This is a genomic window from Oscillospiraceae bacterium (assembly GCA_025757985.1).
Taxonomy (GTDB): Bacteria; Bacillota; Clostridia; order Oscillospirales; family Ruminococcaceae; genus Gemmiger.
In genome coordinates this window covers 1,673,633-1,686,511 of the sequence record CP107210.1, presented here as the reverse complement: position 1 = coordinate 1,686,511, position 12,879 = coordinate 1,673,633, and the positions used below count along the sequence as shown (strand labels likewise).

10 protein-coding genes are annotated in these 12,879 nt (G+C 48.2%); 9 read left to right on the top strand and 1 reads right to left on the bottom strand.

Going from position 1 to position 12,879, the window contains the following annotated elements; all coding sequences use genetic code 11:
* The first annotated feature begins 13 nt into the window (after positions 1 to 13).
* On the top strand, positions 14 to 559 hold the full coding sequence (locus OGM67_08375; protein UYJ33607.1) for a GtrA family protein: 546 nt from the start codon (positions 14 to 16) through the stop codon (positions 557 to 559).
* A gap of 625 nt (positions 560 to 1,184) precedes the next feature.
* On the opposite strand, the gene OGM67_08370 is transcribed toward OGM67_08375, so the two are convergent.
* On the bottom strand, positions 1,185 to 2,078 hold the full coding sequence (locus OGM67_08370; protein UYJ33606.1) for a hypothetical protein: 894 nt from the start codon (positions 2,076 to 2,078) through the stop codon (positions 1,185 to 1,187).
* Positions 2,079 to 2,242: 164 nt separating this feature from the next.
* Here OGM67_08370 and OGM67_08365 point away from each other — a divergent pair, with 164 nt between their 5' ends.
* The 8 genes from OGM67_08365 to OGM67_08330 all read left to right on the top strand — a co-directional run bounded on the left by OGM67_08365 (position 2,243) and on the right by OGM67_08330 (position 12,833).
* Complete coding sequence (locus OGM67_08365) at positions 2,243 to 3,682, top strand: response regulator (GenBank protein ID UYJ33605.1); 1,440 nt, start codon at positions 2,243 to 2,245, stop codon at positions 3,680 to 3,682.
* Between the two features lie 125 nt (positions 3,683 to 3,807).
* The gene (locus OGM67_08360; protein UYJ33604.1) at positions 3,808 to 5,202 is read left to right on the top strand and encodes an ABC transporter substrate-binding protein; all 1,395 of its coding nucleotides are present in this window, start codon (positions 3,808 to 3,810) and stop codon (positions 5,200 to 5,202) included.
* Between the two features lie 310 nt (positions 5,203 to 5,512).
* A complete protein-coding gene (locus OGM67_08355; GenBank protein ID UYJ33603.1) occupies positions 5,513 to 6,415 on the top strand; it encodes a sugar ABC transporter permease in 903 nt (300 codons plus the stop codon).
* Entirely contained in the window at positions 6,412 to 7,257 is an 846-nt protein-coding gene (locus OGM67_08350) for a carbohydrate ABC transporter permease (protein ID UYJ33602.1), read from the top strand. The genes OGM67_08355 and OGM67_08350 overlap by 4 nt, the downstream gene beginning before the upstream one ends.
* Before the next feature lie 16 nt (positions 7,258 to 7,273).
* On the top strand, positions 7,274 to 9,004 hold the full coding sequence (locus OGM67_08345; protein ID UYJ33601.1) for a hypothetical protein: 1,731 nt from the start codon (positions 7,274 to 7,276) through the stop codon (positions 9,002 to 9,004).
* Complete coding sequence (locus OGM67_08340; GenBank protein UYJ33600.1) at positions 9,004 to 9,357, top strand: glycoside hydrolase family 125 protein; 354 nt, start codon at positions 9,004 to 9,006, stop codon at positions 9,355 to 9,357. The genes OGM67_08345 and OGM67_08340 overlap by 1 nt, the downstream gene beginning before the upstream one ends.
* A 29-nt stretch (positions 9,358 to 9,386) precedes the next feature.
* A complete protein-coding gene (locus OGM67_08335; GenBank protein UYJ33599.1) occupies positions 9,387 to 10,253 on the top strand; it encodes a glycoside hydrolase family 125 protein in 867 nt (288 codons plus the stop codon).
* Positions 10,254 to 10,457: 204 nt separating this feature from the next.
* The gene (locus OGM67_08330; protein UYJ33598.1) at positions 10,458 to 12,833 is read left to right on the top strand and encodes a glycoside hydrolase family 2 protein; all 2,376 of its coding nucleotides are present in this window, start codon (positions 10,458 to 10,460) and stop codon (positions 12,831 to 12,833) included.
* Positions 12,834 to 12,879 lie beyond the last annotated feature (46 nt).

Genomic DNA, 12,879 nt, shown 5'->3' with positions numbered 1-12,879 from the left:
TGGAGGTTGTATTATGCAGTTTTGGAATAATTTTGCGGCAAAACACCCTGCCGCAGCCAAGTGGGTGCGCGAGGGCGGTCTGTTCGTCATCGTGTCGAATCTGATTACCGTGTTCAAGTATCTGCTGCTGCAATTTCTGCCCGCTGCATTCAGCAGTCTGCCGGTGGTGGATTTCGGCTGGCCCGGCGTGGATGTGACCCTGTTTGGCGAAACCTTCAAGTGGAACATCCTCGGCTACGATGCCGCCCACGGCGGGCTGCCGTACTTCTGCGCGTATATGATCGCCATGGTCATTGGCGAGTGCATCAACTTCCCGATTCAGCGCAATTTCGTGTTCCGCAGCAAGGGCAATCTGGGCAAGCAGATCGCGTGGTATGTGTTGGCATTCTGCGTCATTACCTGCATTGTCAACTCCATCAACTGCGTATGGGTTGCCGTAGCCGGATTGCTTGTGCCGGACTTCATCTATAACATCGGCACGACGGTTTTGAACGGCGGCGTGTCTATGGTCATTTTCTTCTTTGTCAACAAAATCATCTTCCCTGAAAGCGGGAAGTGATTCTGAAACCAAAATAACATCAAGCCAAAAAGCGCATTGCAAAAGTACATTGCAATGCGCTTTTTGGCGCACTCGAAGGGATTCGCCAAGCCGCGGGGCACGGGCTGTTCGAATCCTCCCTTTTGCTGCCTCATAAAATCCGCGCATAACAAAAAGAGCAGCACCCCATAAGGTGCTGCTCTTGGTGCGCCTGAAGGGATTCGAACCCCCGGCACCTGGCGTCGGAGAACTACGACATGGCAGTGCAACCAGACGCTGAAGCGTGAATTTTGTTGGTTCTGCACATTTGCCGCTAAAACAAGAAAAAGCCCGTTGTTGGTTGTCACAACAGGCTTTTCCGGCATTTTATAGTGCCACTGCACAGTAGTGGTCAAATGGTGGTCAAAAACCGCGTAACCTTAAGATGAGATGCTTTAAGGATGAAAAGAATTACGATTTCAATCGGTACTTTCTTGCCCTGCTGCTACCCTCCGCAACAATCGCTCCACTGGCAATCAGTTCTAACAGATACATCTTTGTGCGGGGGACTTGTAAGCCGATGGCGTCGGCAATTTGGGTGCTACTTGCTTCCGATGTGTCGGTCAAATATTGAAGGATGTCGTTCTTTCGCTTCTCTGAGATAGAATTAGACTTTCCGCCGTTTTTTGCCGCCGTTTTTTGCCGCCGCTTTATTGGCGGCAAGCGGCAACAACAGTGTTGTGCGGTCTGGATTAAAGCTCTCCACGATTTCCGGCTCCTGCCAGCCCTGTTTTTGCCAGACGGTACGGATGCTCGGCAAACCGCTGCCCGCGCGCTCACCGACATTGATCAGGTTGAACATCTTAATGAGCGACTCGTTTCGCGGGTCGGATATGCTACCGGCAAGGGCCTCCTGCACATTGATACGGAACGCGCCGGGATTGGCGATGCGAATTTTATCCGGCCATTTTTGAATCACCAGACCGCGCCGGTCATAGTAGTCGGCGTGAATCAAGGCGTTTGCCAAAGCCTCGCGCAAAGCCTTATGCAGAGGGGTGTCGTCAATACGATCTGTACCCTCCAGCTTAAAAGGCACTTTAATATCCTGCGCAATCCGGTTGTATACGCGGAAGTAAAAGTCGCAAATGTTACCACTCCAATCACCGGAACTGGAGACGATACGGTCTGTCCAACGTTCATCTTCTGTGACAGAACGGTCATGCTCTTGATAATCCAGAAAATAATGTGGGAACTCGCGTACAATTTCGTATTCATGGCCGAACATAAGCAATCCGGCCGCTGTGGGGCGCAGTTTACCGTCCGTATCTCGCGCCATAGCACCGATGCGGTGCAGAAAATCCTCCACAGCTAATTCTGACCATACATGACCGGGTCGGAGATTATCCATGCGCTGGCGATAGCGGCGGATGGTGTCCCTGTCAAGGCAGTCTATCGTCATAGTAGGTGAAGGATACCCCAAGCTGCGAATAACAGCATTCTCATTGAATCCGGATTCAATAAAAAGTTGAATAGCATCTGTGCTTTGTTCAAGGCTGTACATCTCTGGCCTCCTACACATTTGAGTCCAGGATTTCGTCCGCACCCTCTTCACATGAAAGGTGAAAGGGCGAAAAATGACATATTTTTTTTAAAAAAAGGCATTGTAATGTTAGGTGCCTATGTTATACTTAACGCAAACCCATATCGGGTATGGAGGTAAGCGTAATGTACGGAATTTTAATTGTAGATGACAACTCTCTCGTCCGCATGTCGCTGGTGAACTTAATCAGCTGGAAGCAGCATAACGCTACCCTGGTTGCAATAGCGCATGATGGAAACGAAGCGTTTCGGTTGTGCGAAGAGCGTCTTCCACATATTGTAATCACCGATATAAAAATGCCCGGCTGTGATGGAATTACATTGATGCAGAAGATACACCGGTATTATCCGATGATTCAGGTTATCGCCATTAGTGCCCATGGAGTGTTTGAGTACGCTAAGCAGGCCATGCAGGCGGGATGCCTCAACTATATTCTAAAACCGATCAGTGGTGAAGAGCTGAACGAGTCCATTGCTTCGGCCATCGCTGTCATTCAAAGCAGAGGCGGACGGACAGACGAGGATCTGTACAACTTATACGAATATGCCTTGAACAGCTATCTTTCTTCTACCGAAAAATATTGTGCGGTCTTTTTGGCCGGCTGGGAGCTTCCGACGACAGAGGAGATCGAAAGCATCTGTGCGACAAAGTATTCGGGGCAGATATTGAAGGCACCCACTCAATACTTTCAAACCTTCTTATTGATTTTTGAGAAGAATGACGTCCTGGACAATTTGAAAAAGATAACAAATGCCTTAGTCGCTCGAGATGGTTGCAGATATGTGATTGAGCCCATTCCGGAGGCGGTATTGATTGACGAAGTGGGGAGCTATTTTGTTGGCATCAAAAAAAAGGTCGCCCTTACGGCTTTTTGGGCTGGGAATCTGGTCGTACATGACGAGAGGTTTATCTTAGAAAAATTAGAGGATGAAGTAAAAATCTATTGGTCTTTGATTGACTACCAGGGCATGGCTAACGCACTAATGAAGCGCTTGGACCGAAGTGACATCCGTGATTTCTCTGCGATGAGAAAAAACAAAAAACTGATTGAGGATTATCTGCGGCTGCTGATGACGATATGTTTGTCCCGGTTCGACGAAGTGTGCGAGCTAATGCTAAACATCCGTAACCAAGAAACGAACTTTCACTATAAGGACATACTTCAGGTTTTGGAAGATGTTGAGCAACTACTGCTTCTAATTTGTGAAGATGCGGCAAAACAGAAGCAGGACGGCGTCGGGATTTCCTGGAAAGTTCGCCGGATCATTGACATAAACTATCCGTCACCAATCAATCTCTCGATGTTATCGTCCATCTTGGTATATTCACCTTCCTATATTGATAGGAGTTTTCGGAAGATCTTTGGGATGAGTGTAAATCAATATCTCATTCAAACACGGCTTAATGCGGCGAAATCCCTGCTTTGGTCCACCAACAATAAAGTCAGAGATATCTCGGAAAGCGTTGGATATAATGACTACTTTAACTTTGCCAAACAGTTTCGGAAGCAGTTCGGCTTGACGCCGACAGAATACCGAGCACAGCGAGAACGTAATAAGACATAAAAAAAGATGGAATAATGACATATTCATTTACGGTCTGTTTGTTATACTGAATTTGCACCGGTGATAATGCAAATCCGCATGAATTTGCGAATAGGTGCAAAATACAACGAAGGAGAATAAACGAAATGAGAAAACGGAAAGCTTTTTTAGGAGTTGGTTTGGCCTGCGCACTTCTGCTTACTATGCTCGCCGGTTGCGGAGCACAGGAATCCAGTGCTGCGCCCACGTCTGAGGCGTCTGTGAAGACAGAACAGACTGAATCCCAGAGTGGAAATGTATTCACCAACCCGGATGTGAGCATCGGCGAGGGAACAATCACAGTGCTTACTAATGTGACGGAAGGCAATCGCCTGAAGGAATTGGAGAAATACGCTCAGGAGTTCGATGCGAAATATCCCGGTACTCAGAAGGTGGAATTCGAGGCCATCGACGATTATGAGAATCAGACGAAAATCCGTTTGTCCGGCTCGGATTATGGCGATGTCCTGCTGATACCGAACACGGTGGATGTTGAGAACTTGGACGAGTACTTTGTACCGCTGGGAAAATATGACGAGTTGTCGAAACAGTATTACTGCATTGATGACCGCACTTACGATGATGTGGTATACGGAATTCCGGTGTCGGTGCAGTTCACAGGAATCTTCTATAATAAAACGGTTTTCGAGGAAGCCGGCATCACACAGATTCCGCGCACGATTGACGAGTTTATGGATGTCCTAAAGACGATTAAGGAAAAGACGGATGCAATTCCTTTGTATACGGCATATGCGGAACAGTGGCCGCTGAATCAGTGGGAGGCCAACACGCTGACGGTGGCCGGCGATGTGGATTATCCGTATGTGTTGCAGGCTCATGATCGTCAGAACTTCTTGAAGGGGAGCCCGAACTACAATCTGTACCGCATTATGTATGAGGCCCCTGCAGCAGGTCTGATTGAAGACGATCCTGCCACGGCAACTTTTGACGAAGCAAAGCGCCTGATGGCAAATGGCAAAGTGGCGACATGTGTGTGCAGCTCTTGGGCAATCAGCCAATTCCAAGAGGCGGCTGCTGATGCCGGAGTGAGCGAGGATGTGATTGGGTACATGCCGTTCCCGACCCCAACGGCTGATATGAAGCAGTTGGTGCGTTTGGGTCGTGACTATGTGAACGGAGTCAGCGTACATTCTAAGCATCAGGACATCGCGCTTGCTTGGGTGAAATTCTTCGCGGAGACCGACTACTCCACTCGTCTTGCTTCCAGTGTTTCTCCCCTGGTTGGCAGTGAGCTCCCGGAGATCGCTGTGGATTGGTACGATTTGGGCGTAGAGTTTGCAGCCTGCACAGCGGCCCAAGGAGAAGATCAGGGTTTGCTCGATAAGATTGATAAGGAATCTGAGGTCGGCCTTCTGGATGCGACTTTTAAGCAGCGCATCATTGACGCCGCCATCGGCAACAGAGATGAAACCTACGATGATATCATGAATGATCTGAACAGCTCTTGGGTCGCCGCGATGGATACACTGGGCGTACAATGAGCGTCTGACTTGTTCAAATGTAGAAGATTGCTTTGCAGAATGAAGCGTTCTGCCTAACGCTTCATTCTGCTTTTTTACTTCATTTTGCTTTTCTACAAGGAATAAAGAAGCACCCAGTTCAGGAAGCTCTGATTATATCAATGAGAGCCGGCGGCAAAATACTTTGCATTTTTACCGTTTTCGGAACTGCAAGGACGGAGCAAAAGATTCGCCGCCAGCCGAAATTGAATTATTCAGAACCTTCTCAGATTCGGATGTAAATTAAGACCATCTGAAGCGGGGTAAAGGGTAACGAAAGGGATACACGTTGATGAAGAATTTCAAGTTTACCAGGTTTGCCGATTTGAAACGAAAAACTCAGCAACGAATTATCATTGTGGGCTTTTTACTATTTCCCACGACATTGCTGATCGTATTCAATTATCTGCCTCTTACACAGCTACTGCTTTACAGCTTTACCGACTGGAACGGCACCAGCAGAAATTTTCGGTTCGTTGGCCTCAATAATTACGCTAAACTGTGGCAGGATCCGGAACAATTTGCTGTCCTAAAGGTATCTTTGTACTACATCATCGGTACACTGATTCAGACGGCCCTTGCTCTGTATTTTGCGACGATTTTGAGCTTCAGGGTAAGGTTTAAGAACTTTTTCAAAGCTGTTATTTTTTTCCCTTATTTGATCAATGGTGTAGCTATCGGATTCATCTTCCTGCTTTTCTACCGCAGCGAAGGGATGCTGGATGTTGTTATGCAGTTCCTGGGATTGGGAACGCACATTCACAAGTGGCTGGGAGATCCCCACATTGTTAACTGGTCGATCGTGGCAGCATCCATATGGCGCTACATGGGATTTATGTTTGTGATTTTCTATGGAGCTATTTCCTCGATTCCCACGGACATTTATGAAGCGGCAGCAATTGACGGTGTGAATGCATGGCAGAGGTTTTGGTTCATTATTGTGCCATCAATCCGCCAGGTGATTTTCGTAAACCTGGTCATCAACATCAGTGGCGCGCTGAGCATTTATGAGATGCCGTATATCATGACAGGAGGCGCCAATGGAACAAAGACTTTTTTGATGAACATATTGGATACCGCTTTTAAATACAATAAATACGGCGTTGCTTCCAGTATGTCGCTGGTTTTGCTGGCTGTCGTTTTGCTTGTGGCAGTACTGCAAAAGCTTGTCATTGGAAAGGAGGAGGCAGAATGAGTGTCAGGAAGCGTTCTACCCTGCTTGGGAAAGTGCTGGTGGCACTGAAGTACATTTCCCTCATTCTCATCACGCTTGTGTGTTTAGCCCCCATTATACTGGCCATTGTTACATCGCTCAAATCAAAGGCGGAAGTGTATGATTTAGGTGTTCTGCAACTGCCTGAAAGGCTTCATTTTGAAAATTATGTCACAGCCTTTGTGGACGGAAATATGCTGAACGGTTTTATGAACACTGTCATCATGTTGGGTGTGTCGTTAATCTTCGTGATTTTGAACGGGACAATGCTCGCATATATCTTCAGTCGGTTTGAGTTCCGCGGAAAGAAACTTCTGAAAAACGCTTTCTTATTCGCTTCTATCGTCCCAAGTATGAGCGTTCAGGTGATGGTATACCGCATTATCAGTGCTTTAGGTGTGTATAATACGCGGATGGCGGGTTTTCTTCTGTACATCGGCACCGACATAATCGCCATCTATATTTTCTTGCAGCAACTCTCGACCATCCCCGTATCACTGGATGAAGCAGCCATCATTGACGGGGCAAGTTACTTCACAGTGTACCGACGCATCATTTTACCGTTGCTCCGACCGGCAATTACCACGATAGTCATCATAAAGGGAGTTGGAATTTACAACGACTTTTATATCCCCTATCAGTACATGCCAAAGAACAGCTTGCGTGTAGTTGCCACGACATTGTTTCAATTCAAAGGGCAATATGGAACGCAATGGGAGGTCATTTGCGCGGGTGCTATCATTACAGTTATCCCAATTCTAATAATATTTATCTTGCTCCAAAAGCAAATTTACAATGGGCTAATTCAGGGATCAATTAAATGAAAGGGAACTGTTTGCTATGGTAGAAAAGAAAAAAATGCTAATGTTTATCTCCCAGTTGGAGATGGCAGAAGTATCGGTGATTATCCCCACTCTGTCTTGGGTGGCAGAGCAAGCCGGAATGGTTTTTGAAGCTTACTTGGGGAGTGAGCGGGACGGACTTCTTTTTGCGAAAACGGGTAGCACAGTACTGGGGGGCAACCATTTTCAGCAGTTTAATTATTTGAATGCATATTATGACATTTACTATTTCATCTATGGGACAACCAGCTTGTTCGATTCTTCGATTCGGGCATTTTCTAAAAATGTAATTGTGCGAGCAAAATCCATCCGGGAATTTTACTGCGGCGTACAGGATTACTTTGGTCTGGAAGAAGAAAAAGTCGTATTGTTCGACACAGAGTACATCAACGACGGAACCACCAGCCGGGAATTTCTTCCGTATTTCTATCCGGAAGTGCTGTTTCATCAAGCGTGGGGATACATAGGTCAGAAGGAAAATTTTCTGCCCGAAACCATTATTTCGGAGATTCCCCCCCTCTCGAATACGATTGGAGTAGAAACTCTGTCGGCTGAAATAGCTCACCGGTACGAAAAGCAGGCAAAGGGAGTTGCTTTTGGCGATCCGGATGCCATTTTGTCCATGATGGCCACGCTTTGTCGGGATAAATATGTTGCTCTTTACGGGGCAGCGAAACCCAAAAAGTTGAAAGATATAGAGGTATCGTCCTACACCGAGCAATACACCTGTGCAATGGAAGATATTAAGCAGCTGACAAAGGCAACAAACAATAATGTTTTAGTCGGGCGCCAGATTGGGGACGGAGATTTGTTTGAGTGGGGAAAGCACGGCATCTGCATTAAAATCATGGATCCGAATCGTCCGGCGTTTCCGAGTGTTTCTACCATTCCGTATCAGTGGGCCAATACAGAACGCTGCTGGGATGAGAACGAACCCAGTGACGAACAACTGATGCAATATGCCCAGCAGGGAAAAATCCTCTCCACCTTAGTGTGGCATTCGGGCGAAATGGCCCATAACGAGGCCATGATCAATTTGATGGAGTTGGCTTCCTTCACCGGCATTAAAATGGGAATTGGCGTACATGCCGCACGCTATCAGACATGCCCACAGCTGTGGGAACTGCTTTCTGTGGAACGCTCACAGGGCGGTGTGTGGGGCTTGATCGAACCCATTCTGCACTGCGGCGGCATGGGTGTCATGGCCGAATGCGGCTGCCCCCCGGAGGCGCTGAAACAGCACTGCGTCCGTGCAATGAAGGAAATCGAAGAGATTGCCGGAAAAGCAGGAATGCCAAAGGGCTATATGGCATTTATGGATACTGATTTAAAAACGCTCACACAGCTTCATCCGGAGCTGTATCAGGCGGTGGAGGAAGTCGGTCTGGATTATTACATTTCTTCCGCACTGCCGGGAAGAAATCGCATTCTATACCAGGGAAAGTCCATGGTTGCTTTCAATCTTACCCCGCGCAATGTGTGCGCCGGGTCCCCCTATGTGCGTATGTCTGTGATGGAGGACATCGTTGAGTGTGAGCGCACTGCGCCCGGCTGGATTATGGGAGTGCTTGATTCGCCAGTTGTCTCGTTCACGCCATATATTTGGAATAGGGGCAGCAAATTCATGGAAATCGTCAACTGGATGGTGCATGGGGAGACAATCAATGTTCTTCCGCACACAATCTCGAGATACACTCGGATTCTCAAAAAAATGGGGTACATTGAGTAATGTTTATGATTAAGCCTTTGAAAGAGGCAATAGAAGAATCTTATACCAAAATTAGAGAGCTGGAAATTGCCCAGCTGTATGCCAGCTGCTACAAAACGGCATGGGAGACGACGCTGTCCCTAGAGGAAGATGGAAAGAGTTATGTATTCACGGGCGATATTCATGCCATGTGGCTACGGGACAGCGCAATGCAGCTTCTTCCGTATTTGAGTATGGCGGATATTGATGTTGTGGCGAGGGCTCTGCGTGGCGTTGTGCTTCAGCAGGCACACTTTATTCAAATTGATCCCTATGCCAACGCGTTCAACCGAAAGCCGATGGCAGCTGCTTTTGCGCAGATCACACGCAAATGAGCCCGTGGGTTTGGGAGCGAAAGTATGAGGTGGATTCTCTGGCGTTCTTTCTGTTCTTCCTGGAAGCCTATTTCCGTCGGACGAAGGATCGCACGGTATTTACCGAGACCGTGGTTGGTGCGGTGCAGACCATATTAGAGGTTTGGCGAACAGAGCAAAAACACGCGGAATTCTCCCCCTATCGGTTCGAACGTGACTCTCCTTTGAAAACGGAAACATTAAGCAATGGAGGGCAGGGCACGCTTGTGGGCTATACAGGAATGACATGGTCCGGCTTCCGCCCGAGCGACGACGCGTGCGAGCTGCATTATTTGATTCCTGCCAATATGCTGGCGGTCAGTGTGCTTAACCGTTTACAGGAACTACCATTGCCTGATGCCATCTTGAAATCTGCCAAATCGCTCAGCAGGGAGATTGATTCCGGCATTCAAAAGTTCGGAGTTATCGAGCATCCGAAGTATGGTCGCATTTTTGCCTATGAAGTGGATGGTCTTGGAAACTATACTTTGATGGATGACGCGAATCTGCCCAGCTTGCTGGGTGCCCCATGGTACGGCTACTGCCAGCCGGAGGATGAGATCTATAAAAACACGCGTCGTTTTCTCCTCAGCGAGAATAATCCATATTATTTCACGGGAAAGTTTGGCGCGGGGATTGGAAGTCAGCACACCCGTAAAGGGTATATCTGGCCGATTGCACTTGCCGTCCAGGGGTTGACATCCACGTCGCTTGATGAAAAAAAGGAAATCCTGTCGATGCTTTTCAACACCACCGCCGGCACCTATCACATGCATGAAAGTTTTGAGGCGAACGATCCGACACATTTTACGCGCGCATGGTTTGCATGGGCCGATTCGATGTTCTGTCTCTTGGTGCAGCAAATATATAAATTATGACGTACTCTATGCGTAGCTGCGATGCCATATGGGACGCGGAAGCGTTTATGCTCGCAGAAGGGAGGGCGTCGGAACAGAGTCATTCAATAACAGAGGAGTGCCGTCATGATAACACAAACACTGAACAGAGGCTGGTGCATCCGGCCATGTACGCACGGAGACTGGGAAATAAAGGCGAATATTCCCTGCAGTGTGTTGCATGCAATGCTGGATGCAAAACTGGTATGTGATCCCTTTTATCGAAAAAACGAGTATGAAGTCCGAGAGCTGTTTAATCAGGACTTTTGCTACACGCTGTGCTTTGTACCGCAAAAGGAGATTCTGAAGCAGGAGTATGCCGAATTGGTCTTTTACGGACTGGACACCCTGGCTGATATTCGATTGAACGGTGAGTTCCTCGCGTCGGTGGATAATATGCATCGCACATGGCGTTTGCCGGTTGCCGGCAAATTGAAAAGGGGCGAAAACCATCTGGAAATTATCTTTCGATCTTCGTTGAAATTTATCCGGGAAAAAGGTCAGGATCCCTCCATACACTATGTGGCAAAGGGCTGTATCCGCGGAAACAATTATTTACGAAAAGCACATTGTATGTTCGGCTGGGATTGGGGTCCCCAACTGCCGGATGCAGGTATCTGGCGCCCGGTGGAGTTGTGCGCTTTTTCGGACGCGCGCATCGCCGACGTGCGCATAAAGCAGGAACATTGCACCGGAACGGTCTTCCTTCAAACGAAAGTGCGTCTCGCCCAACTTGCAGACTTAGAGAGTTACACTGTCTGCTGCACACTCACTTCGCCGTCAGGAGATGCGCTATATGCACAAAGTGTGTCCGCAGAGGAAACAGCAGCGGTATCTTTCGTGCTGAAATCTCCGCAACTGTGGTGGCCGAACACGTATGGCGAGCAGCCTCTGTATACTTTGAATGTGGAACTGCATGACAAAGATAGTCAAGTGCTGGATGACTGGCACAAGCAGATTGGTCTGCGGGAGTTGACGATAAGCCGTAATCAGGATGAATGGGGTGAGGAATTCTGTTTTCGGGTCAATGGTGTCAAGATATTCGCCATGGGAGCTGACTATATACCCGAGGACAGTGTAGTCACGAGAGTTACGCCCGAGCAGACGCTGCGTCTTCTGAAGGATTGCGCCGCTGCCAACTTCAACACAATCCGCGTATGGGGCGGTGGCTACTATCCCGATGATTGGTTCTACGACGCCTGCGATCGCCTTGGCTTGATCGTCTGGCAGGATGCAATGTTTGCCTGTAATGTGTACCGGATGGATGCGGCGTTTGAAGAGAATATTCGTGCAGAGCTGCGGGACAATCTGCTGCGCATTCGTCATCACGCATGCTTGGGTCTTCTATGCGGTAACAACGAAATGGAGCTTGGCTGGGTGGGCTGGGAAGACGTGGTAACGCACCATCCTGCGCTGAAAGCAGACTACATCAAGATGTTCGAATACGTAATCTCGCAGGAAGCACAGATTAATGCGCCGGACGTGTTTTACTGGCCCTCCTCGCCCTCCTCGGGTGGTTCCTTCGATGATCCGAATGCCGAGAATCGGGGAGATGTCCATTATTGGGACGTATGGCATAGAATGAAGCCCTTTACAGATTACGAAAAGTTCTATTTCCGTTTTTGCTCTGAATTTGGATTTGAATCATTCCCCGGGCGCAAAACCATTGAGACTTTCACAGAGCCAAGTGACCGTAATATTTTTTCTCCCGTGATGGAAAGCCATCAGAAAAACGGTGCAGCCAATGGATTGATCATGTTCTATATTTCCAGCTATTACCGCTACCCGAAGGACTTTGACAGTCTGCTCTATATTTCGCAGCTTTTGCAGGCGGAAGCGATGCGGCACGGCGTGGAACACTGGCGACGTAACAGAGGCCGCTGCATGGGCGCCATTTACTGGCAGCTCAACGACTGCTGGCCGGTGGCATCGTGGGCCAGTATTGATTATTTCGGACGCTGGAAAGCGTTGCACTATTATGCACGCCGCTTTTTTTCGCCGCGTATGGTGACGGCAAAGGCGGAAGATGCCAAACTGCGGATGTGGGTTCACAACGACAGTCGCACAGCGCTTGAGGGCACGGTTGAGGTAGAGCTGAGAGACACGGCTTATGGTCTTTTGGCTCATATGGAGGTGCCGGTTCAGGTGCCGCCTCTCAGCGTGACAGAACTGGATCCGGTTGACTTTATGCAGGAGTTGGCGGAACGCGGACAGGATACGGTATTTGTTGCGTATCGGTTGTGCGAAAAGAACAATACCGGCGCATATGCCAGCACGCTGTTCTGTCGACCCAAACAAATGGAGTTACCACGACCGAACTACACAGTGCATGTGCTGGACTGCGGTAATGTGTTTGATATTTACGTAAAAAGCGATTGTTATGCGCATCAAGTGGAGATAGAAACAAACTTGACTGACCGCCCATTCTCCGATAACTACTTCTCCTTGTGTACACCGCAGGGTGTACATGTCGCACTGGAAAAGGACTCTGTGGCGCCGGGAGTGACAGCAGAACAGTTGCGAGAAAGCTTGCAAGTGCGTAGTGTGGCAGATACATTCTGAAAACTAAATATGTCATTTTTGCTTCGAAATAAGAATAGACATCAGC

Coding starts and splice junctions, on each gene's coding strand:
- OGM67_08375 (UYJ33607.1), top strand. CDS start 14: ATGCAGTTTTGGAATAATTTTGCGGCAAAACACCCTGCCGCAGCCAAG.
- OGM67_08370 (UYJ33606.1), bottom strand. CDS start 2,078: ATGTACAGCCTTGAACAAAGCACAGATGCTATTCAACTTTTTATTGAA.
- OGM67_08365 (UYJ33605.1), top strand. CDS start 2,243: ATGTACGGAATTTTAATTGTAGATGACAACTCTCTCGTCCGCATGTCG.
- OGM67_08360 (UYJ33604.1), top strand. CDS start 3,808: ATGAGAAAACGGAAAGCTTTTTTAGGAGTTGGTTTGGCCTGCGCACTT.
- OGM67_08355 (UYJ33603.1), top strand. CDS start 5,513: ATGAAGAATTTCAAGTTTACCAGGTTTGCCGATTTGAAACGAAAAACT.
- OGM67_08350 (UYJ33602.1), top strand. CDS start 6,412: ATGAGTGTCAGGAAGCGTTCTACCCTGCTTGGGAAAGTGCTGGTGGCA.
- OGM67_08345 (UYJ33601.1), top strand. CDS start 7,274: ATGGTAGAAAAGAAAAAAATGCTAATGTTTATCTCCCAGTTGGAGATG.
- OGM67_08340 (UYJ33600.1), top strand. CDS start 9,004: ATGTTTATGATTAAGCCTTTGAAAGAGGCAATAGAAGAATCTTATACC.
- OGM67_08330 (UYJ33598.1), top strand. CDS start 10,458: ATGCTGGATGCAAAACTGGTATGTGATCCCTTTTATCGAAAAAACGAG.